The 20,436-nt window shown below is 59.0% G+C and carries 18 protein-coding genes; 9 read left to right on the plus strand and 9 right to left on the minus strand.

Features of this window, described 5'->3' with window-relative positions; translation table 11 throughout:
• Positions 1-18: 18 nt before the first annotated feature.
• The 6 genes from QCL65_RS04695 to yaaA all read right to left on the minus strand — a co-directional run bounded on the left by QCL65_RS04695 (position 19) and on the right by yaaA (position 8,643).
• The gene (locus tag QCL65_RS04695; protein WP_407315133.1) at positions 19-1,488 is read right to left on the minus strand and encodes an alginate export family protein; all 1,470 of its coding nucleotides are present in this window, start codon (positions 1,486-1,488) and stop codon (positions 19-21) included.
• Positions 1,485-2,888 carry an alginate biosynthesis TPR repeat lipoprotein AlgK gene (gene algK / locus QCL65_RS04700; RefSeq protein WP_407315134.1) on the minus strand — a complete coding sequence of 468 codons (1,404 nt, stop codon included), beginning with the start codon at positions 2,886-2,888 and terminating at the stop codon, positions 1,485-1,487. Before algK ends, QCL65_RS04695 begins: the two co-directional genes overlap by 4 nt.
• Before the next feature lie 46 nt (positions 2,889-2,934).
• On the minus strand, positions 2,935-4,098 hold the full coding sequence (locus QCL65_RS04705; RefSeq protein ID WP_407315135.1) for a PilZ domain-containing protein: 1,164 nt from the start codon (positions 4,096-4,098) through the stop codon (positions 2,935-2,937).
• 36 nt (positions 4,099-4,134) lie between these two features.
• Positions 4,135-5,616 carry a mannuronan synthase gene (gene alg8, locus QCL65_RS04710; RefSeq protein ID WP_407315136.1) on the minus strand — a complete coding sequence of 494 codons (1,482 nt, stop codon included), beginning with the start codon at positions 5,614-5,616 and terminating at the stop codon, positions 4,135-4,137.
• Positions 5,617-5,728: 112 nt separating this feature from the next.
• On the minus strand, positions 5,729-7,045 hold the full coding sequence (locus QCL65_RS04715; protein WP_407315137.1) for a nucleotide sugar dehydrogenase: 1,317 nt from the start codon (positions 7,043-7,045) through the stop codon (positions 5,729-5,731).
• An 818-nt stretch (positions 7,046-7,863) separates the two neighbouring features.
• On the minus strand, positions 7,864-8,643 hold the full coding sequence (gene yaaA, locus QCL65_RS04720; protein WP_407315138.1) for a peroxide stress protein YaaA: 780 nt from the start codon (positions 8,641-8,643) through the stop codon (positions 7,864-7,866).
• 243 nt (positions 8,644-8,886) lie between these two features.
• On the opposite strand from yaaA, the gene QCL65_RS04725 reads away from it, so the two are divergent.
• Both QCL65_RS04725 and QCL65_RS04730 read left to right on the plus strand, forming a co-directional pair.
• Positions 8,887-10,032 (plus strand): polysaccharide deacetylase family protein, encoded by a 1,146-nt coding sequence (locus tag QCL65_RS04725; protein WP_407315139.1) that lies wholly within the window; start codon positions 8,887-8,889, stop codon positions 10,030-10,032.
• A 314-nt stretch (positions 10,033-10,346) separates the two neighbouring features.
• A complete protein-coding gene (locus tag QCL65_RS04730) occupies positions 10,347-11,741 on the plus strand; it encodes a PhoH family protein (RefSeq protein ID WP_407315140.1) in 1,395 nt (464 codons plus the stop codon).
• An 82-nt stretch (positions 11,742-11,823) separates the two neighbouring features.
• Here the strand turns inward: QCL65_RS04730 and QCL65_RS04735 are convergent, their stop codons facing one another.
• Positions 11,824-12,057 (minus strand): hypothetical protein, encoded by a 234-nt coding sequence (locus tag QCL65_RS04735; protein WP_407315141.1) that lies wholly within the window; start codon positions 12,055-12,057, stop codon positions 11,824-11,826.
• Positions 12,058-12,241: 184 nt separating this feature from the next.
• Here QCL65_RS04735 and moaC point away from each other — a divergent pair, with 184 nt between their 5' ends.
• Genes moaC through moaE form a run of 3 tightly spaced genes read left to right on the plus strand, consistent with a single transcriptional unit; the run spans position 12,242 to position 13,405 of the window.
• A complete protein-coding gene (moaC, locus tag QCL65_RS04740; protein ID WP_407315142.1) occupies positions 12,242-12,712 on the plus strand; it encodes a cyclic pyranopterin monophosphate synthase MoaC in 471 nt (156 codons plus the stop codon).
• Positions 12,712-12,954, plus strand: a complete 243-nt coding sequence (locus QCL65_RS04745; RefSeq protein WP_407316661.1) for a MoaD/ThiS family protein — start codon at positions 12,712-12,714, stop codon at positions 12,952-12,954. The genes moaC and QCL65_RS04745 overlap by 1 nt, the downstream gene beginning before the upstream one ends.
• A gap of 1 nt (position 12,955) precedes the next feature.
• Complete coding sequence (moaE, locus tag QCL65_RS04750) at positions 12,956-13,405, plus strand: molybdopterin synthase catalytic subunit MoaE (RefSeq protein ID WP_407315143.1); 450 nt, start codon at positions 12,956-12,958, stop codon at positions 13,403-13,405.
• A 121-nt stretch (positions 13,406-13,526) separates the two neighbouring features.
• On the opposite strand, the gene rhlB is transcribed toward moaE, so the two are convergent.
• Complete coding sequence (gene rhlB, locus QCL65_RS04755) at positions 13,527-14,954, minus strand: ATP-dependent RNA helicase RhlB (protein ID WP_407315144.1); 1,428 nt, start codon at positions 14,952-14,954, stop codon at positions 13,527-13,529.
• A gap of 119 nt (positions 14,955-15,073) precedes the next feature.
• A complete protein-coding gene (locus QCL65_RS04760) occupies positions 15,074-15,745 on the minus strand; it encodes an alpha/beta hydrolase (RefSeq protein ID WP_407315145.1) in 672 nt (223 codons plus the stop codon).
• A 470-nt stretch (positions 15,746-16,215) separates the two neighbouring features.
• Here QCL65_RS04760 and QCL65_RS04765 point away from each other — a divergent pair, with 470 nt between their 5' ends.
• The 4 genes from QCL65_RS04765 (at position 16,216) to QCL65_RS04780 (ending at position 20,374) form a co-directional block, all read left to right on the plus strand.
• Positions 16,216-17,244 carry an amino acid ABC transporter substrate-binding protein gene (locus QCL65_RS04765; RefSeq protein ID WP_407315146.1) on the plus strand — a complete coding sequence of 343 codons (1,029 nt, stop codon included), beginning with the start codon at positions 16,216-16,218 and terminating at the stop codon, positions 17,242-17,244.
• A gap of 65 nt (positions 17,245-17,309) precedes the next feature.
• Entirely contained in the window at positions 17,310-18,491 is a 1,182-nt protein-coding gene (locus QCL65_RS04770) for an amino acid ABC transporter permease (protein WP_407315147.1), read from the plus strand.
• A 10-nt stretch (positions 18,492-18,501) separates the two neighbouring features.
• Entirely contained in the window at positions 18,502-19,599 is a 1,098-nt protein-coding gene (locus QCL65_RS04775) for an amino acid ABC transporter permease (RefSeq protein WP_407315148.1), read from the plus strand.
• Between the two features lie 10 nt (positions 19,600-19,609).
• Positions 19,610-20,374 carry an amino acid ABC transporter ATP-binding protein gene (locus QCL65_RS04780; protein WP_407315149.1) on the plus strand — a complete coding sequence of 255 codons (765 nt, stop codon included), beginning with the start codon at positions 19,610-19,612 and terminating at the stop codon, positions 20,372-20,374.
• The last annotated feature ends 62 nt before the right edge of the window (positions 20,375-20,436 follow it).

The raw sequence follows: 20,436 nt of genomic DNA on the forward strand, positions 1-20,436 counted from the left end.
CTCCATTGGCGGCTTGCATCAAAAACGCCAGATCACGTCGACGAAGGCGCGGTGCATCAACGAATCCACCTGGTTGCCGTAAGCGTCACCGGGCTTGAATACGCCGGCACGCAAGCGCACCAGAGCCGAAGGTTCGTCGATCGACTGGCTCAGTGCCGCTGGCAACAAGCCCTGTTTGAAGTACTTGGTGACCACCAGGTCGAGTTCCTGGCCGAGGTCTTTTTCACCGTCGAGCAAGGGCAGCGAGGTGCTGGTCAGCACAGCGCCGGTACCGTCGGTAGTATTTTGAGCGGCGTTAATGCCGCTGCTGCCGATGCGCTCGTTGCCATCTACGCGCCAGAAACGGTGGTAGATCAGGCTGGCATCGTATTCGTCGCGCAGCTGCCACGAGGTGAACAGCGAAGCGGTTTGTACGTTAGCCATTTCTGCTTGGAAGGCTTCACCGAAGCGATGCACGCGGCTGCGGGTACCGGTCCAGTTCGAGCGGTTGCTTTCCAGGCCATTCTGTTCGTAGTCCTTGCTGGCACGGGCATAAGCAGCGCCCACTTGCCACGCCTGATCGAGGCGCACGCGCAGGCCGAAGTCAGTGGCCCAGGCATTGACGTTTTCACTTTGTTTGGCCGCAGCCAGGCCATTGGCGTCAGAGCTGACCGTGTCACGGTCGCCGTTGAGCCAAGTCAGGCTGCCCCAGTAGTTGATCTGGTTGAGGTTGCGGTGGTTGTACGCATCGCTGTTGGCTTGCAGGCCCAACCAGGTCAGGTCGCCGTTGCTGGTCTTGTCCATCTCGTCGATGGCCACACCCTGGCGGGCCAGCTTGCCGTCGTCATGGGTGTGGTGAGCGCGAACACCGGCCCATTGCCCAGGCATCCACTGGTACTCGGCGTCGCCGTACACGTGCAGGCGATCTTCATCGTCCGGTGCCAGCTCGGTGAGGTCCGTGCGGTATTCGCTGAAACGTTCGGCGGTACCGACATTGGCGCGCAACAGCGTGGTGTCGAAGGTCCAGTTGATGGCTTCGATATTGGCATCGCGCCATTGGCCGTCGTCATTGCGCAGGCGCTGCCGACCGACCTTGAAAATCTCGCCAGGGTAGGGCGTGAAGCCGCTGTAACCGACCCAGAATTCGCGCATGGCCAGGTAGTTCTTATCGGGCTCGCGGGCATCGCTGGAACTGGTGTTGGTGTTAATATCACTGGCCTGTTGCAGTGTATCGGTCTGGATAATGTCGGTGGACACTACCGCCTGGCCCATGGCATAGGCGCTCCAGTTACCCCACTCGCCGTACGCCCATGGGCGCACGTCCAGGCCCAGGCCGCTGACGTCGCCACCCCCACGGGTGCCCAGGTCGCGGTCATCCTCGGACTGGTAAGTGCCTTTGACTTCGAGGCCGAAGTTTTGCTCGGCGGTCAACGCCGCCAGCGTCGGGCACGACCACAACGCAGCACAGCCCAAGCCGATACCGGCCTTCATCCAATGGTTCAGCTTCATAGCGATTCGTCCTCACCGACTTCTTCTTCTGGCAGGGCATGCATGGCCAGGTTATTGGTCTGGGCCATCGCTCCACGCGCTTGTTGTTCCTGCAGGGCCAGCTTTTGAGCCTGGGCGCGCTGTTCAGGGGTCAGTTGTGCTTCCAATGTGGTTGCCAGTTCCTGCACCTGGGGTGCGGGCTCTGGTTGCAGCTTGGCCAGTTGAATGAACGCGTAGGCGTTCACCGGGTTGGGCATCGTGCCGCGCCCGCCCGAGTACAACTGGGCCAGGGCGTAGTCGGCGCTGGCCTGACCGCTGCGCGCGGCGATCAGCAATTCGTTGACCGCATCTTGCGGATAAACCTGGCCCAGGTAGCCACGGCGATAAATCTGACCCATGTAGTAATGGGCGCTGATCTCGCCACCGGCCGCGGCTTTCTTCAAATGCTCGAGGGCTTTGCCGGCATCCGGGATGACCAGCTTGCCTTCGTAATAAACCTTACCCAGCAGCAGCTCGGCGCGCGGTTGCGCGGCTTCGCGGCCTTTGTCCAGGTACTCCATCATTTTGTCGACGTCACCCAACTCGGGGAAGTCGTACAGCAACTGCGCCAGGCTGACCCACGCCGCCGGGTAGCCCGGGGCGATGTTCTCCAGCAAGCTCTGGGCGGTCTTCTCGTCGGTCTGGCCCAGGGTCGAGTCGCTCAGCACCCGCGCGACGCTGTCGACCCGGTTGGGGGTGACCGCGCCGCTGCTGTAGCCGCTCTTCAACTGCTCGATCAACGCCGCTTGTTGCTCGGTCTGGCCGCGCTTCTGGTAGACAGTGGCCAGCTCGACATAGCAGACGTCGGTGGTGGCCAGGGCCGCCTTACAAATGCGTTCGACGTCGTCCAAGTGTTGGTCATAGGTGTTCTGGGTGCGATACAGCAGCACCTGCGCCAGGCCAGCTTCGGGGTAACCCTGGGCTTGCCATTGGCTGATCTTCTCTTGCGCGTTCACCGAAGGGAAACTCTGCGGGTATTGCAGGTAGAGCATCGCCAGCGGGATCAATGTATTGCCTTCACCGTTGGCGAAGGACTTCTTCAGCAAGCCTTCGGCCTCATGGCGTTCGGCTTCGGTCGAATTCGGTTTGGCCACCAACAGGCGGCCAAGGCGGGACTGAGCCCGTGGAGAAACAGCCGCCGCGGCCCGGTAAGTGGCCTCGGCTTTTTTCATTTGTTCAGGGTCACGCGTTTCAACCTGGATATCGGCCAGGCCGACCTGGGCTTCGCTGTAGCCCAAGTTAGCCAATTGCTGATAGTTCTGCTGAGCCAGCTGCGTGTCACCGCGCTTGAGCGCTTCATTGGCCAAACGCTGGTCGGGCAGGCCGGCGCAACCGGCCAGGCCGATTGCGATGGCCAGGCCCAATAGCGCGGGTCTGTTCATGGTTGTCGTGGGGCTAGGCACAGTCGGTGTCCTCCAGGTCTTCAACTTAGAGGCCGTGGGCCATGGCTTTATTGATGAACCAGTTCATCGACGGGCCGCGATCGCTGTTCACTTCTACCGGACGGCCAGCCAGGCTGCTGGACAGAGGCTCGTCAGGCTTGATCTGCACGCGCAGGTCAGACGACAGGTCGGCGCTGCTCAGGCTAGTGCTGCTGATGATTTCGCCTTGGCGAATCTGGTCTTCACCGGCCACCTGGAAGTTAACGCGGGTGCCTGGGCGAACCTGGCCGAACTGGCGGTAGCTGAAGCGCGCTTCGATCGAAGCCTGGCTGTTGCGTGGCACCAGTTGGAAGATCACGTCGCCTTTGCTGGCGTACTGGCCGTCAGAAACCAGTTGCTGAGCCACCACGCAATCGCAAGGCGAGGTCAGGGTACCGGTCATTTGCTTGCCAAACAGCTCGGTGACTTTTTCTGGGGACAGTTGATCTTCGTCCAAGTGACCTTTGAGCACGTCCAGCATGCTGGTGCTAAAGCTGGCAATCGGAGCGCCTTTAGGAGCGTCGCCATTGGCGCCCAGCAGGCTTTGTACGGTGCCGTCACGGGGCATGGTCACGTTCATGCCCGGTACGCTGACCAGGCCGGCTTCGGCGTGGCTGACGAAGTACAGGCCGTAGACCGACTTGAGAACAAACCCAAAGGCGGCCAGGCCGACGATGAAGATACCCAAGCTGAAGGTCACTGCACGCAGGCGGCCCAGCGCGCTCATGCCACCGGTGCCGTCTTTGCGCTTGCGTGCTTTGGTGAAGTTGTCGCGTTGCAGGGTGCCCAGCACATCACCCATGTTGACCAACTCACCGGAGAGGTGAGAAGTGATCAGGTGACGCAAGGTCGCGATGTCCTGCTGTTCCAGGTTCTGGAACTGGCAGCCGACACGGCCGTCGCCTTCGATCGAGCGCACCTGAAACTCGACGTCCATGGCCAGGCCAAGGTTGTCGATCACGAACATCAGGCGGCCTTTGTAGACTTCGCCTTGCTTGAGCGGCTGCTTGGCGTGGAAGGCGAAGCCCCCTGCCGACAGATCTTCGATGCGCGCTTCGGTGGTTTCACGGTTCGGCCCCAGGTAGCGCAACTTGGCCGGGATCTTGACCCGGGCGTGTTGGCGTTGGGCTTCGGATTCATGCACAACATTGACATTCACGGCGTTATTCATGGCGATTCTTCCTACTTAATCTATTCGGGTTCCGGCTCAGACCATCACAAACAGCACAGCAACGAAGATGCTGGCGGCTGAGAAGGTCATGGTCCGGGACGACCAGGTGTTGAACCATTGTTGAAAACTGGCGAGGTCACGTTTCAGCGTGGTGGGCTGGCGTGTCCAAGACTGCTTGTCGAGGCGGAAGAAGACGTAGATCTTCATCATTGCCCCCACGATCTGGTTGTAATAGAGGATCGCCGGGTACGCCGGGCCGATGGAGTGGCCCGAGCACATCAGCATGATGGTCAGGATCAACCGCGTAATGCCGATCCACAGCAGGTAAACCATGAGGAAACCGATGCCGAACTTGAAGCTGGCGATGATCGAGGCGGTCAGGCCGAGCAGGCTGGTCCACATCGAAACACGCTGATCGAACAACACCAGGCTGGTGAACGCCCCCAGGCGGCCTAGGCCCAGGCCCAGTGCGCGGGAGTTCTGCCGCAGGTTGTTGCCGTACCAGCGGTACATAAGCTTACGGCTGGCCTTGAGGAAGCTCTTCTCGGGCGGATGCTCTACGGTGTTGATCGCCGCATCCGGCACGTAAAAAGTGTCGTAGCCCAGGCGCATCAGGCTGAACCAGCTGGACTTGTCGTCGCCGGTCAAGAACTTGAAACGGCCCAAACGCCAGTGTTCCAGCGAATCGCTTTCAACGTCGGCGATGAAGTCCGGGTTGGTCACCACGGAAGCGCGGAATACCGACATCCGCCCGGTCATGGTCAATACGCGCTTGGACAGAGCCATGGAGCACATGTTGATGTGACGCTGGGCGAAGCGCAGTTTGTGCCACTCGCTCATGATGTAGCCGCCACGTACCTCGCAAAACTCGTTGGTGGTCAGGCCGCCGACATTGCCGAACAGCCTGAACCAAGGCACGGTTTTGCGCACAACGCCTTCGCCAAGCACGGTGTCGCCGTCAACCACGGCCACTACTGCGTTTTCGTCGGGCATGTGGCGCGAGATAGCACGGAAGCCATAGGCCAGGCCGTCACGCTTACCAGTGCCGGCAATGCGTACGAAGTCGAGGCTGACGCGGTCAGGCGGGGCCATCTTGGCCCACAGGCTTTTCACCAACATCTCATCGGACATTTCCACCAGCGAGCACACCACGGTGGTCGGGAAGCCACAATCGATGGCCTCACGGATGACCGAGCTGTACACCTGGGCGGTGGTCAGAGCGTCGATACGGAAGCTGGTGACCATCAGGAAGACGTGGGAAGGGTCTGCATCGGTGCCCAGCTTGCGCACTTTGCGGCGCAGGTGTGGGTAAACGATGTAGAGGAAGATCATGCCGCGCACGAAATGCGTTGCACCCATCGAGTAGCGCCAGATACCAATGGCACCAATCAGGAATATGAAGTCTTTCGAGTTGGAATCGAAAATCGTTGTTGGCAGCATCATGGCGAGCGCCATCAACAAGGTCAGGTAAAACAGCCAACCGGCGGCCTGGAGGAGGCCATTTCTTAGCCTGTGCATGATCTGCATCCGTCCTGTTATCGGGCACGTAGAAACGGGTCACGAAGCCCGAAGTTTGTTAAGGCAGGCAGTAAAACCCGCAAGAGGCGCGAACCTCTTGCGGGCGGGGCTGTTACCAGCAGATGCCTTCGTTGCGGTCTTCTACACTCGTGGTGCGTGGCATGAAGCCAACCAGGTCAAGCACTTGCTTGCCCTGAGGTACAGCGTCGACCAGGGCGCGGAACTTCTCGTCGCGGTTGCCCACGATGATGATGTCCGAGTGGCCGATCACGGCGTCGAAGTCCGAATCCAGCAGGGAGGAGACGTGCGGGATCTTCGACTCGATGTAGTCCTTGTTAGCGCCGTGAACACGTGCGTATTCGACGTTGCTATCGTAGATCTTCAGGTCGAAGCCTTTACCGATCAGCATTTCAGCCAGCTCGACCAGCGGGCTTTCACGCAGGTCGTCGGTGCCTGCCTTGAAGCTCAGGCCCAGCAGGGACACTTTGCGCTTGTCGTAGCCGGAGATGATGTCGAACGCGTTCTGTACCTGGGTCACGTTGCTGCGCATCAGCGAGTTCAGCAGCGGAGCTTCCACGTCCAGGGAACCTGCACGGTAGGTCAGGGCGCGTACGTCTTTGGGCAGGCACGAGCCGCCGAAAGCGAAACCTGGGCGCATGTAGTACTGGGACAGGTTGAGGGTCTTGTCCTGGCATACAACGTCCATGACTTCACGGCCATCGACGCCGCAAGCTTTGGCAATGTTGCCGATTTCGTTGGCGAAAGTGACCTTGGTCGCGTGCCATACGTTGCAGGTGTACTTGATCATCTCGGCGACTTCGATGTCCTTGCGGATGATCGGCGCGTCGAGTTCTTCGTACAGCGACTGCAGGGCGTCGCCCGACAGGTCGTCGAATTGACCGATCACGGTCATCGGCGGGTGGTCGTAGTCTTTGATCGCGGTGCTTTCACGCAGGAACTCTGGGTTCACCGCAACGCCGAAGTCTTTACCGGCCTTTTTGCCAGAGCAGTCTTCAAGAATTGGGATGACCACGTTTTTCACGGTGCCTGGCAGAACGGTGCTGCGCACGACAACGGTATGGCGAGTGCTCTTGTCACGCAGGACCAGGCCGATCTCGCGGCAAACCGACTCAATGTAGTTGAGTTCCAGGTCGCCGTTCTTCTTGCTCGGGGTACCGACGCAGATCATCGACAGGTCGGTGTCGCGGATGGCTTCCGAGAAATCGGTAGTGCCGCGCAGCTTGCCGGTTTTGATCCCTTGGTCGAGCAACTCACCCAGGCCAGGTTCGACAATCGGCGATTTGCCGCTGTTGATCAGGTCGATTTTGGCTTTGGAAACGTCCACGCCAATAACATCGTGGCCACGTGCAGACAGGCAACCGGCACAGACTGCACCGACATAGCCCAAACCGAAAATGCTGATACGCATGCATTCACCTCATGTGTTTACGCGCCGGCTATCGAGTATCGAAGCCAACAAGGGTTAATTAACTCGCTGCACTCAGGCGCCAAGACAGGCGGCAATAACTGCCGAACTGACCGTGCGCAGGCATATATGTATGGAGTGCACTAGCGTGTGCACTCAAGTTGGGCGCTACTTGGACGTGTATTAAACAGTCGCCCTGAAATGTAGCCGGCCTTTATTACAAAACGACTCTACAGCTGGACAGTACCTATTGTGGCTATTGGAGTTATATCCATTCAATCAAGTACTAAGCCGCCTTGCACACGCACCCAGTGGGTACCATGGCCTGGCTGTTATATGTGCTGTTGGTGCTGCTCTCCCTGAGATCGGCCGCTGTGTACGCTACGTACCAACGGGCCGGATATGCCTGGACAACCACCAGGCCCTTCTGCATTCCATTTGTAGGTCATCTCTCACACTGCGATGAGAATCGCTACGGGTGGTATGAGCCACTGATCTCCCGATTAGTTCCTGGGCGGCGGGCGCCCCATGAAAAATTTTTTAGGCTGATGAATAGGATGATCGCCATCATTTTCGCCACTGAACGCCGGTTTACCCTTGCAGGTAAAGGACTTGCTTGAAGCTGTTGGCTTATTGCCATCATTGGAATTTTTTTGAAAAATTTCGAAAAAAAATGCTGAACGGTCGAACTTGGTTTTTACCCAACTAGGGCAAACGACATAACTATGACGCTATAAAAATGTCACTGGCTAGTGTGGCGACTTATCGGGAACTGCTTAAACAGGCAGCGGTCGTTGCAACCGCTGCACTGGACGGGCGCATTATTGGTCTTGCGGCTCGCGTATAAACACCAGGTGATCGGCCTTAGAGCGGTCGCTGTCATAGCGGTAGCCGTCAAGCTCGAAACCCTTGAGTTTTTCTGGTTGTTCGATGCGTTCTTGAATAACAAAACGGCTCATGAGGCCGCGTGCACGCTTTGCATAGAAGCTGATGATCTTATATTGGCCATTCTTTAGATCGCGGAACTCGGTATTAATCACTCGCGCCTTAAGCGTCGAATGTTTGACGGCGGAAAAGTATTCGTTGGATGCCAGGTTCAGTAGGATGTCGTCACCCTGTGCCTGGAGCGCCTCGTTGAGCCATTGGCTAATGTGCTCGCCCCAAAATGCGTACAGGTCTTTGCCACGAGCGTTAGCCAATTTCGTGCCCATCTCCAGCCGATAGGGTTGGATCAGGTCGAGTGGGCGCAATAAACCGTAAAGCCCGGATAACACCCGCAGGTGTTTTTGCGCAAAATCGAAGTCGCGCGCGCCTAGGGTGTCGGCATCGAGCCCGGTGTACACATCACCGCGGAAGGCCAGTAACGCCTGCTTGGCGTTGTCCTGGGTGAAGGGTGGCTGCCAACTGCCAAAGCGTGCGGCGTTGAGGCCAGCCAACTTGTCCGACAAATGCATGAGTTCGCTGATTTGCGCAGGAGTGAACTCACGCAATAGGCTCATCAATTCTTCGGAGTGCTGCAAATATGCAGGTTGGGTAAACTTTTTAGTGACGGGGGGATTTTCAAAGTCCAGGGTCTTGGCCGGCGATATCACCATGAGCATAAGCGCGTCTCCTAGGTACTGTAGGTAAAGTGCCTGCGCGGCGACCGGGCAGCGTTAAACAGGCTAGGCCGCACAGTTTACGGGTTGTCCAGATGCCTGCCGAGCCGTTTTCGCAGCGGTGTTCTGCGGGCGGCCGCGTACGCGGTGCATGGGTGATAGCGCCCAGTGAATAGCTCTATACTCGCCAGGCATTTTTGCGGGGGCGCGCGGTAGGGCGGTCTCGTGCTGACTAGGAGGTTACCCTTGCGCTTTGCTCTACTGCTCGCTTTAGCGTTAGCTGCGCCGTTGGCTCAGGCGGCAGCGCCGGTGCCGGCGACGGTCGACCGCAGCCAGTGGCCCGAACAGTTGAACAGCCCGGTGCTGTTCGATGTGGCTTCGCGAGCGGAGATCCTGGGGTTTGCCCGTGCGCTGCGCGACAGCGAGCGGCTGGCTGAGGCCGAATTAGCCCTGCGCCTGGGCTTGCGCCAGATCAACCTGGCGTCGATCAACACACTGCGTGAACGGCTGTGGCAGCGCCTGGCGCAGAACTATGCCGCGGCCAGCCAAAGTTGCAGCCAAGACGCTTCGTTCTGCTATGCCATCGAGGACCTCGCTGGCCTTCGCGAGCAAGCCGGCGAGTATGCGATCGGGGCTGACTCGTTCTATGCCCAGTGGGCAGCGCCCAGCGCGATGTTCCACCAGCGCTACCTGGACGAGCTGCTGCACATGGCTGCGTTGTTCCCGCAGATCAGCAGCGAAATCGAACGTTTTTCGGGGCTGGAGCGAAACGGCGATGAGTTAAAGGATCGGGTGTTTCTACTGACCTTCGAGGGTGGCCCAGCATTAGCCAGTGGCAACACTGAATGGCTGGCCGATTACCTGCGCCGGCAACAGCTGCGGGCGACGTTTTTCGTGCTGGGCAACAATTTGCAAAAGCGCCGCGATGGCAGCCAGGGCGGGGACCTGCGCGCCATTTACCGTGACCAGTGCGTAGGCGTCCAAGGCTGGGAGTACCGTTCCCATAGCCAATGGCTGGACTGGCAGAGTTCGGTGCTGCGCAGCCTGGCCCTGGTTCAGAATGAACTGCCGCGCAGCTACGTGGCGCAGTTCCGGCCACCCTACGGGCAGCGGCGCTCGGACAGCCAGGAATTCTTCGCCAGCCAAAGGGTGCAAGTGGTGCTGTGGGACATCGACTCGCTGGATGGCGACCCGCGCGTCAGTGCCGACCAATCGGCGCAACGGGTGCTGACGCTGATGCTGCTGTGGCGCAAAGGGATCATCAGCTTTCACGACAGCGAAGCCAAAGCCCAGGCCGCAGTGCCTTGGTTACTGCAGCGCACGGCGCAAAGTGGGATCGCTTGGGAAGATTGCCGAGATTTCGACGAGATGCCCGGTTTTGCTGGGCATTGAGGCTGGAGGGGGGAAAATTTGGCGCGCTGGCGGGGCCGGTTGACTTCCGACTGTAACGGCGCGGGGCGAGCGCGCCAAGCGTTATTCGTCACACAGAAAAATAAACTTCAAAAAACTGTCAAAGTACTTTTTTCGGTAATGGGTTTTGCGGTATTACGAACACAGACCGCCGAACCCTGCGACACAGGTGGCGTCCTGACACGGCCCATTTTCTGTCTGCAGTCCCTGCTCCCCGGTGCGGGTTTTGGCGGTCACTTCGCGGCGCAGCACCGCTCAGGTATTGCGTCGACAGGCTCCCACAAAGGTGACCGAGTATGGATGAAAATGGACGCAGCCCCTCTTCCCACCAGCCAATCCTTTACGTGCTCGATACCAATGTTCTGATCCACGATCCCAACGCATTGCTGAATTTCGAAGAACATCACGTTGCTATTCCCATGACCGTTCTGGAGGAACTGGACAAACTCAAGGCCGGCAAGCACTCAGTGGCGGCCGAATGTCGCCAGGCCATTCGCCTGATCGATAAAACCCTGGGCGATGCGTCCCCGGCCGATGTCGAGCGGGGCGTGCCGATCAGCCGAGGCAAGGGCGAGCCCAAGGGCTTTTTATCGATTCTGATGGACAAGCGCGGCGAGCCGTCCGCGTTGCTTCCAGCGCATTTGAACGACAACATCATCATCAACCAGTTGATTGACCTACATGCGCGCAACCCGGCGCTCAGCGTCATTCTGGTGACCAAAGACATCAACATGCGCCTGAAGGCGCGCGCCTGCGGTATTGAAGCCGAGGACTATAGTACCGACCAGTTGGTGGACGACGTTTCCCTGTTGTCCCGTGGCTATCACACCCTGACCGGCTCGTTCTGGGACCGCGTGAGCAAGGTCGACACCCGCCAAGACCATGGCCGTACCTGGCACCGCGTACAGCTCGCGGAAATGCTGCCGGCCGTGCACATGAACGAGTTTATCGTCGACGAGCAGGGCTTCGTCGGCTGGATCAAAGGTATCAAAGACGGCGAGCTGATGATCCTCGACTTGCATCAGGAGCCGTTACTGCATCAGGAGGCCTGGGGGCTCAAGCCTCGGGACATTTACCAGGGGCTGGCCCTGTTTGCCTTGCTCGACCCCGATATCCATCTGGTCAACCTGTCGGGCGCCGCAGGCTCTGGCAAGACTATTCTTGCCCTGGCAGCGGCGATCGAGCAGACCATGGTCAGCAAGCGCTACCGCCGGATCATCGCCACCCGCAGCGTGCAGGGGCTGGATCAGGAGATCGGCTTTCTGCCGGGCACCGAGGCGGAAAAAATGGAGCCCTGGCTGGGGGCTATCACCGATAACCTGGAGGCTCTGCACATGGATGATGAAAACACCCATGGCAGCGTCGACTACATTCTCAGTAAAGTGCCGTTGCAGTTCAAATCCCTCAACTACATTCGCGGCCGCAGTTTCCAGCAGAGCCTGATTCTGATCGATGAATGCCAGAACCTTACCCCGCACCAGATGAAAACCATCATCACCCGTGCCGGTACCGGGTCTAAAGTGATCTGCCTGGGCAACCTGGCGCAGATCGACACGCCTTACCTGTCCGCCACCAGCTCGGGCCTCACCTACCTTACCGAGCGCTTCAAGGATTTCCCCAACGGCGTGCACATCACCCTGCAAGGGGTGCCACGGTCGATCCTGGCTGAATACGCCGAAACCCACCTATAGCCCAGAACCCGCAAACACCAAGGCCAGGCTCGTGAGAACCTGGCCTTGGTGTTTGCCCCGCGAGTGCGGGATAGCCTCAGCTTTACTTGAAGGTATCTTCAGTGGGGCGCACGATGATGCTAATGATTTTCTGGTGCTCATCCAACATCAGCAATGCTCTTGTGTCACCGTAGTGACCTACGAAGCCGGCTTTTATACCATCGACCCGCAACATGCCGCTTTTCTCTTCAATCTGCTCGCCCAGCGTTTGGGTGAAGGTCTGGCCGATATAAGCTTTGCAAACCGTCACGGCTTTTTCGTATTCGTCTTTGGTCATGATTGAATTCCTGTTCTGATCATGGGTTACGTACCTTCTTGGCACCGGGTAAGGATCTGCTTATTCCATTGGGCCCGTGCACTACACTGTTACTGAGTTGAGCTGAGCTGCTGCCTTGGCTCGGCTGATCGCCTTGGCGCGTGCTGCAGGTTTACAATGCCGTATTCGAAACAGGAGCAAGTCTGTGCTGACGCATCTCGATTCCCAAGGCCGTGCCAATATGGTCGATGTCACCGATAAAGCTGTGACCTCCCGCGAAGCGCTGGCCCAGGCGCGTATTCGCATGCTGCCAGCGACGCTGCGCATGATCGTCGACGGCGAGCACCCCAAGGGTGATGTGTTTGCGGTGGCACGTATCGCGGGTATTCAGGCCGCGAAGAAAACCTCCGATCTAATCCCTTTGTGCCATCCGCTGATGCTCACCAGCGTCAAGGTCGAGCTGCAGGCCGAGGGTGATGACGCAGTTGTGATTAACGCCCGCTGCAAGCTGGCAGGGCAGACTGGCGTGGAAATGGAGGCCCTCACCGCCGCCAGCGTCGCCGCCCTGACGATTTACGACATGTGCAAGGCGGTGGACCGCGGCATGGTGATCGAAAACGTGCGCTTGCTCGAAAAGCTGGGTGGTAAGAGCGGCCATTTCCAGGCAGGTGAATGATGAAGTTCAAGGTGCTGTATTTCGCCCGCTACCGCGAGGCGCTAGGGCTGGATCAGGAGAGCGTGGAAGGTGAGTTCGCCACAGTAGATGCCTTGCGCCAATTCCTGATCATGCGCGGTGACCGTTCAGTGCTTACCGAACAGACCCTGATGTGTGCACGCAACGAAGAGCTGTGTTCGCTCGATGAGCCGTTGTTCGACGGTGATGAGTTGGCATTTTTTCCCCAAGTCACAGGAGGTTGAAATGAACATCCGCGTGCAGACCGCAGCGTTCGACCCTGGCGCCGAGTTGAATGCTCTGCATTTGGCCAACACGGGCGTAGGCGCGGTGGTGGGTTTCGTCGGCTATGTGCGCGATTTCAACGACGGCCGCGATGTGGCAGGCATGTTCCTGGAACATTACCCGGGGATGACCGAAAAAGCGTTGGCCAAAATCACCTTTGAAGCCGCTCAGCGCTGGCCGCTGTTACGCCTGGAAGTGCTGCATCGAGTCGGCGCCCTGGCGCCGGGTGAGCCTATCGTGTTCGTCGGAGTGGCCAGCGCCCATCGGCAGGCCGCGTTCGAGGCCTGCGACTTTGTGATGGACTATCTGAAAACCCGCGCGCCGTTCTGGAAGAAAGAAACCACCGAAGACGGCCCACGCTGGGTCGAGGGCCGCGACAGCGACCAGCTCGCGGCCCAACGCTGGGTCTGACCTGCGTCATACCGGCCGCTGGCGCAAAAGATCGGGGGCAAGACCCCCTCCTACAACAATGTGAAACATTGTAGGAGGGGGCCGGGCGGCGCTCCGCTTGCCCCCGAGCTTTTTGCCCTTGTTACACCGGCCGCTTGCGCTGAACAGGCTTGAGCAATTCAGCTGATGGCATTTCGAAATTGATCTTCCGGCCCAGCAACGCCTCGATCGACGGCAGTTGATAAGAGTCGTCCTCGCCCGCGAAACTGATCGACACGCCGCTCATGCCCGCACGCCCAGTACGGCCGATGCGATGCACATAGTCGTCAGGCACTTCAGGCAGGGTGAAGTTGATCACATGGCTGATGCCGTCGATGTGAATCCCGCGCCCGGCCACGTCGGTGGCCACCAGCACGCGTACCTTGCCTTCACGGAAGTTCTCTAGGGTCTTGATACGTTTATGCTGAGGCACGTCACCTGACAGCTGCGCGGCGTTGACGCCGTCACGCACCAGGCGCTCTTCGATGCGGCGTACTTCGTCCTTGCGGTTGGCGAAGACCATGACCCGTTCCCAGTCATTGGTGGTCACCAGATTGTAGAGCAGCGTGTATTTGTCAGCCCCGGCGACCGCATACACATGCTGTTCCACCGTATCGCTGGCAACGTTCTCGGCGTCGATTTCAACGATGGCGGGGTCTGTGGTCCACTGTTTGGCCAGGTTCATCACGTCGTCGGTGAATGTGGCGGAGAACAGTAAAGTCTGACGTTCATTCTTCGGCGGGGTCTGGCGGATAATCTGACGGACCTGCGGAATAAAGCCCATATCTAACATGCGGTCGGCTTCGTCGAGCACCATCACCTCGACCATGTCCAGGTGCACTTCGCCCCGTTGGTTGAAGTCGAGCAGGCGCCCCGGGGTCGCTACCAAGATGTCGCAATGCCGCGCTTCAAGCTGCTTGAGTTGCTTGTCGAAGTCCATACCACCGACGAACGTCATGACGTTCAGGTTGGTGTATTTGGTCAGGTTGGCGGCGTCCTTGGCGATCTGCACCACCAGCTCGCGGGTGGGCGCGATGATCAGCGCCCGCGGCTCGCCCATGTAGCGCTCTTTGGGCGCGGGGGTTTGCTGCAGTTGGGTGATGATTGAAATCAGAAACGCGGCGGTCTTGCCGGTGCCGGTCTGCGCGCGGCCGATGGCGTCCTGGCCTTTGAGGGTAAAACCCAAGACCTGCGCCTGGATCGGCGTGCAATAGGGGAAGCCGAGGTCGTGGATGGCGTGCATCAGGTCGGCCGACAGCTTGAAGTCGTGGAAACGAGTTTTGCCTTCTTGGGGCGCAACTTCGAAATCTTCCAGGCGCCAGGGCGCTGCCACTGGCTTGACGCGGGGCGCAGGGCGCGGCGGTTCGGGCCTGGCCACAGACGCTGAGACTGGCTCGGCAATGGCGGCGATCTCAGGCAGGCTCTGGGCAGGGTAGCCAGTAGGCTCCAGGCTGGCTACGGGAGTAGGGGTTTCGGCTGCGAGCGGCTCAGCCTCGCTTTTTCCGAAAATCTTCTTGAGTGCTTTGAGCACGGTCATCTCATTAGTGGGTTAAGGAATGTACAGCGGGCAGTGTAATGCAAGAATCGGGCGCGGCGTAGTGTCCTGGCAAAAGGGCTACAGGAAAAGCGCCTGTGGCCCTGTGCCAGAGGTTACGCTGCGGCTGCAGTCAGGCGCTTAGCTAGCCAATCGCCGATATCTTGGATCTCTTCAAGCGTCACTTCATGGGCCATATCGTACTCGCGCCATTGGCAGGTTACGCCCCACTGTTCAAGGTGGTCGTAGGCGGCGCGCCCCATGGGTTTAGGCACCACCGCGTCGCGCTGCCCATGCAGACACAAGGCGGGGATCCGCTGTTGGCTGGCAGACAATTGCACGTCCTGGCTAAAGGTTGGCGCATAAGTCGACAGTGCAAGTACCCCACCCAGGGCGCCTTCCCAAGCCAGGTAGGCGGTGTGCAGAACTACGGCGCCGCCTTGGGAGAACCCGGCGATAACGATCCGCAAGGGGTCAATGCCCTTGGCTTTTTCGCCCTCGATCAATTGCATCACCATGGTGGCTGAGGCCTCCAACTGCGCGCGGTCGATAGCGCGGGCTTCGGACGTCAGCTGGAGGATGTCATACCAGCTGGGCATGGACATGCCGCCGTTGATGGTCACCGACTGATCTGGGGCCTGGGGCAGCACGAACCGAGTAGTGGTCAGGGTCTTCTGCAGCATCTGCGCAACGGGTTGGAAGTCGTCTTGGCCTGCACCCAGACCGTGCAGCCAAATGACGCATGCGTCAGCGGGAGTGTGGGGCTCTAGCACGAGAGGTTGGGTCATATATGCTCCATTGAAGGGCGCTCGCTCTGAATGAGTGCATCTAAAAAGGGCGATGTAAGCGGCGCATAGGTGAATGTAGGAAGAAGATGTCGCAAGGCTACAAGTTTTCCTCTTGACGTGCACTGAAACGCTTCCGTTAGCCACTCTGGTACGCGCTTTGCTATACAAGTGGATACTGCGGGCGTGTTCTCCGGGCGGTAACACTTTAACGTGTTTACTGGGTGGGGGAGGGCAATCACCCGTCCCGCAGGCAGGTTCACCGATGACTGATGGGGGGGAGGCGGTTAAAGTGCCACCATTCGTTCAGGGAAAGGGAAACCGTCCGTTTTAGCCCTGCCTGGCGCACACCGGGCAGGATCATGACTTGCCACGCCGCTTGACCCAAAAAAAAGCCAGCACGGGTCGAGGTCGCCTCATAAGGGTGCGGCGCTGTTCAAGCACAGACACAACAAGAGCACTGGAGGTTTTGAATGAAGATGTTGAAATCCACCCTGGCCGTACTGACTGCAGCCACTGTTCTAGGCGTTAGCGGGTTTGCCCAGGCAGGCGCCACTCTGGATGCGATTCAGAAGAAGGGTTTTGTGCAATGTGGCGTCAGCGACGGGCTGCCAGGCTTCTCGGTGCCTGATGCCAAGGGCAAGATCCTCGGTATCGACGCCGACGTTTGCCGCGCGGTAGCCGCTGCCGTATTCGGCGACGCGAACAAGGTCAAATTCAGCCAGTTGAACGCTAAAGAGCGTTTCACCGCTTTGCAATCCGGTGAAATCGACGTGCTGTCGCGTAACACCACCTGGACCAGCTCCCGTGACTCGGGCATGGGCCTGGTGTTCACCGGCGTGACCTACTACGACGGCATCGGCTTTCTGGTAAACAACAAGCTGGGCGTCAAAAGCGCCAAGGAACTGGACGGTGCGACCATCTGCATCCAGGCCGGTACCACCACCGAGCTGAACGTTTCCGACTACTTCCGCGGCAACGGCCTGAAGTACACCCCGATCACCTTCGACACCTCCGATGAAAGCGCCAAGTCGCTGGAATCCGGCCGTTGCGACGTACTGACCTCGGACAAATCGCAGCTCTACGCACAGCGCAGCAAGCTGGCCGCGCCGAACGACTATGTCGTACTGCCGGAAACCATCTCCAAGGAGCCCCTGGGCCCTGTCGTACGTAAGGGCGACGAAGAATGGTTCAGCATCGTTAAGTGGACCTTGTTCGCCATGCTCAACGCTGAAGAAGCGGGCGTGACGTCGAAGAACGTCGAAGCCGAAGCCAAATCCACGAAAAACCCTGACGTCGCTCGTTTGCTGGGCGCTGATGGCGAATACGGCAAAGACCTGAAATTGCCGAAAGACTGGGTCGTGCAGATCGTCAAGCAGGTCGGTAACTACGGTGAGATGTTCGAGCGCAACCTCGGCAAAGACACCCCGTTGAAGATCGACCGTGGCCAGAACGCTCTGTGGAACGCTGGCGGCATTCAATACGCACCACCCGTGCGCTGATGGACCTGTCACCCGGCGGGTAAGCCGCCGGGTGATGTTCTGTTCCATTCTTCCTGGGGCAATTCATGCAAAATCATATCGGCGCACCTAAGCAGAGGCTGTCCCTCAGCGATCCACGAGTGCGTGCGTGGCTATTTCAGATCATCACGGTTGTCGCGGTGGTCTCGCTGGGCTGGTTCCTGTTCGACAACACTCAAACCAACCTTCAGCACCGGGGCATTACCTCCGGCTTCGACTTTCTGGAGCGCAGTGCCGGTTTCGGCATCGCTCAGCATCTTATCGATTACACCGAGGCAGACAGCTACGCCAGGGTCTTCCTGATCGGCTTGCTGAACACCCTATTGGTGTCGTTCATTGGTATCGTGCTGGCCACGATCCTGGGGTTCATCATCGGCGTGGCGCGGCTTTCGCAAAACTGGATGGTCAGCAAAATGGCCACCGTTTATATCGAAGTGTTCCGCAATATTCCGCCGCTGCTGCAAATCCTCTTCTGGTACTTCGCGGTGTTCCTGACCCTGCCGGGGCCACGGGCGGCCCATGGCTTCCTGGACATGTTCTATGTCAGTAGCCGCGGCCTGAATATGCCGGCGGCCTTGGTAGCCCCCGGCCTCACCGCGTTCGCCATCGCCGTGGTCGTGGCGATCGTGGCTGTGGTGCTGCTGTGCCGCTGGGCCAACAAGCGCTTTGAAGCCACTGGCCAGCCATTCCACAAGTTCTGGGCCAGCCTGGCGATCTTGTTGGTAGTGCCGGCCCTCAGCGCATTACTGTTCGGCACCCCAGTGCACTGGGAAATGCCCGAGCTGCGTGGCTTCAACTTCGTCGGTGGCTGGGTGATGATTCCCGAGCTGCTGGCCTTGACCCTGGCGTTGACGGTGTACACCGCTGCGTTCATTGCCGAAATCGTGCGCTCCGGGATCAAATCTGTCAGCCACGGCCAGACCGAAGCCGCCCGCTCGCTGGGGCTGCGCAATGGCCCAACACTGCGCAAGGTGATCATCCCCCAGGCCATGCGGGTGATCATTCCGCCGCTGACCAGCCAATACCTCAACCTGGCCAAGAACTCCTCGCTGGCAGCCGGTATCGGCTACCCAGAAATGGTTTCGCTGTTCGCCGGCACCGTGCTCAACCAGACGGGGCAGGCGATCGAAGTGATTGCGATCACCATGAGCGTGTACCTGGCGATCAGTATCAGCATTTCCCTGCTGATGAACTGGTACAACAAGCGCATTGCGCTGATCGAGCGGTGAGGATACGCGCATGAGTACTCATACTTTTAAACCCGATATGCCGCCACCGAGCAAAGTCTTTGGCCCGATGGCGTGGATGCGGCAGAACCTGTTCAACGGGTGGTTGAACACCCTGCTGACCCTGTTCGCCGTCTACCTGATCTGGCTGATCGTGCCGCCGTTGCTCAACTGGTCGATTTTCGATGCCAACTGGGTCGGTACCGAACGCGCCGACTGCACCAAGGCAGGCGCCTGCTGGGTGTTCATCGAGCAGCGCCTGGGCCAGTTCATGTACGGTTACTATCCGACCGAGCTGCGCTGGCGGGTAGACATGACCGTGTGGCTGGCGGTCATCGGCATCGCGCCGTTGTTCTTCGCCAAATTCAAACCCAAGGCGGTGTATGGGCTGAGCTTTATCGTGCTGTACCCCATCATTGCCTACTGCCTGCTGCATGGCGGGGTATTCGGCCTGGACACTGTGCCCACCAGTCAATGGGGTGGCTTGATGCTGACCCTGGTGATCGCCACGGTGGGTATCGCCGGGGCCTTGCCGCTGGGCATCGTGCTGGCGCTGGGGCGGCGTTCGAACATGCCGGCGGTGAAGGTGGTCTGCGTCACCTTCATCGAGTTCTGGCGTGGCGTACCACTGATTACCGTGCTGTTCATGTCGTCGGTGATGCTGCCGTTGTTCCTGCCTGAAGGCATGAACTTCGACAAACTGCTGCGCGCACTGATCGGGGTGATCCTGTTCCAGTCCGCCTATATCGCCGAAGTGGTTCGGGGCGGTATGCAGGCCATCCCTAAAGGCCAGTATGAAGCGGCCGCCGCGATGGGCTTGGGTTACTGGCGCAGCATGGGCCTGGTGATCCTGCCCCAGGCGCTGAAGATGGTTATCCCCGGTATCGTCAACACGTTCATTGCTCTGTTCAAGGACACCAGCCTGGTGATCATCATTGGCCTGTTCGACCTGCTAAACAGTGTCAAACAAGCCGCTGCCGACCCGAAATGGTTGGGCATGGCCACCGAAGGCTACGTGTTCGCCGCCCTGGTTTTCTGGATTTTCTGTTTTGGTATGTCCCGCTACTCCATGCATCTGGAGCGCAAGCTGGACACCGGCCACAAGCATTAGGAGTTTTCCCATGAGTGAAGCGATAAAACAGCCGGTGGGCGCCGAAGGCATTATTCAGATGCAGGCCGTGAACAAATGGTATGGCCAGTTCCACGTGCTCAAGGACATCAACCTGAACGTGAAGCAGGGCGAGCGTATCGTGCTGTGCGGGCCATCGGGCTCGGGCAAGTCCACTACCATCCGTTGCCTGAACCGTTTGGAAGAGCACCAGAAGGGCACCATCATTGTCGATGGCGTGGAATTGACCAGCGACCTCAAGCAGATCGAAGCGATCCGCCGTGAAGTCGGCATGGTGTTCCAGCACTTCAACCTGTTCCCGCACCTGACCATCCTGCAGAACTGCACCCTGGCCCCTATGTGGGTACGCAAGATGCCCAAGCGCCAGGCCGAGGAAATCGCCATGCATTACCTGGAGCGCGTGCGCATCCCGGAGCAGGCGCACAAGTTCCCTGGCCAGCTCTCGGGCGGTCAGCAGCAGCGTGTGGCTATTGCCCGTGCGTTGTGCATGAAGCCCAAAATCATGCTGTTCGACGAACCCACCTCGGCACTTGACCCGGAAATGGTCAAGGAGGTACTCGACACCATGATCGGCCTGGCGGAAGACGGCATGACCATGCTCTGCGTCACTCACGAAATGGGCTTTGCCCGCACCGTGGCCAACCGGGTGATCTTCATGGACAAAGGTGAAATCGTCGAGCAGGCTTCGCCCAACGACTTCTTCGATAACCCGCAAAGCGACCGTACCAAGATGTTCCTCAGCCAGATCCTGCACTAGGTTCTGTAAGACCAAGGGCTCGCGCCATCGCTCGAGCCCTTGGTCTTTTCCATTTGCCACCC

It is taken from the genome of Pseudomonas sp. nanlin1 (genome assembly GCF_045571515.1).
Classification (GTDB): domain Bacteria; phylum Pseudomonadota; class Gammaproteobacteria; order Pseudomonadales; family Pseudomonadaceae; genus Aquipseudomonas.

What these genes read in the sequence shown, in the direction of transcription:
- QCL65_RS04760 (WP_407315145.1), bottom strand. Translation starts at nt 15,745, where the DNA reads ATGACCCAACCTCTCGTGCTAGAGCCCCACACTCCCGCTGACGCATGC.
- QCL65_RS04730 (WP_407315140.1), top strand. Translation starts at nt 10,347, where the DNA reads ATGGATGAAAATGGACGCAGCCCCTCTTCCCACCAGCCAATCCTTTAC.
- algK (WP_407315134.1), bottom strand. Translation starts at nt 2,888, where the DNA reads ATGAACAGACCCGCGCTATTGGGCCTGGCCATCGCAATCGGCCTGGCC.
- QCL65_RS04770 (WP_407315147.1), top strand. Translation starts at nt 17,310, where the DNA reads ATGCAAAATCATATCGGCGCACCTAAGCAGAGGCTGTCCCTCAGCGAT.
- QCL65_RS04715 (WP_407315137.1), bottom strand. Translation starts at nt 7,045, where the DNA reads ATGCGTATCAGCATTTTCGGTTTGGGCTATGTCGGTGCAGTCTGTGCC.
- QCL65_RS04780 (WP_407315149.1), top strand. Translation starts at nt 19,610, where the DNA reads ATGAGTGAAGCGATAAAACAGCCGGTGGGCGCCGAAGGCATTATTCAG.
- QCL65_RS04745 (WP_407316661.1), top strand. Translation starts at nt 12,712, where the DNA reads ATGAAGTTCAAGGTGCTGTATTTCGCCCGCTACCGCGAGGCGCTAGGG.
- moaE (WP_407315143.1), top strand. Translation starts at nt 12,956, where the DNA reads ATGAACATCCGCGTGCAGACCGCAGCGTTCGACCCTGGCGCCGAGTTG.
- yaaA (WP_407315138.1), bottom strand. Translation starts at nt 8,643, where the DNA reads ATGCTCATGGTGATATCGCCGGCCAAGACCCTGGACTTTGAAAATCCC.
- QCL65_RS04775 (WP_407315148.1), top strand. Translation starts at nt 18,502, where the DNA reads ATGAGTACTCATACTTTTAAACCCGATATGCCGCCACCGAGCAAAGTC.
- QCL65_RS04705 (WP_407315135.1), bottom strand. Translation starts at nt 4,098, where the DNA reads ATGAATAACGCCGTGAATGTCAATGTTGTGCATGAATCCGAAGCCCAA.
- QCL65_RS04735 (WP_407315141.1), bottom strand. Translation starts at nt 12,057, where the DNA reads ATGACCAAAGACGAATACGAAAAAGCCGTGACGGTTTGCAAAGCTTAT.
- alg8 (WP_407315136.1), bottom strand. Translation starts at nt 5,616, where the DNA reads ATGCACAGGCTAAGAAATGGCCTCCTCCAGGCCGCCGGTTGGCTGTTT.
- QCL65_RS04765 (WP_407315146.1), top strand. Translation starts at nt 16,216, where the DNA reads ATGAAGATGTTGAAATCCACCCTGGCCGTACTGACTGCAGCCACTGTT.
- QCL65_RS04695 (WP_407315133.1), bottom strand. Translation starts at nt 1,488, where the DNA reads ATGAAGCTGAACCATTGGATGAAGGCCGGTATCGGCTTGGGCTGTGCT.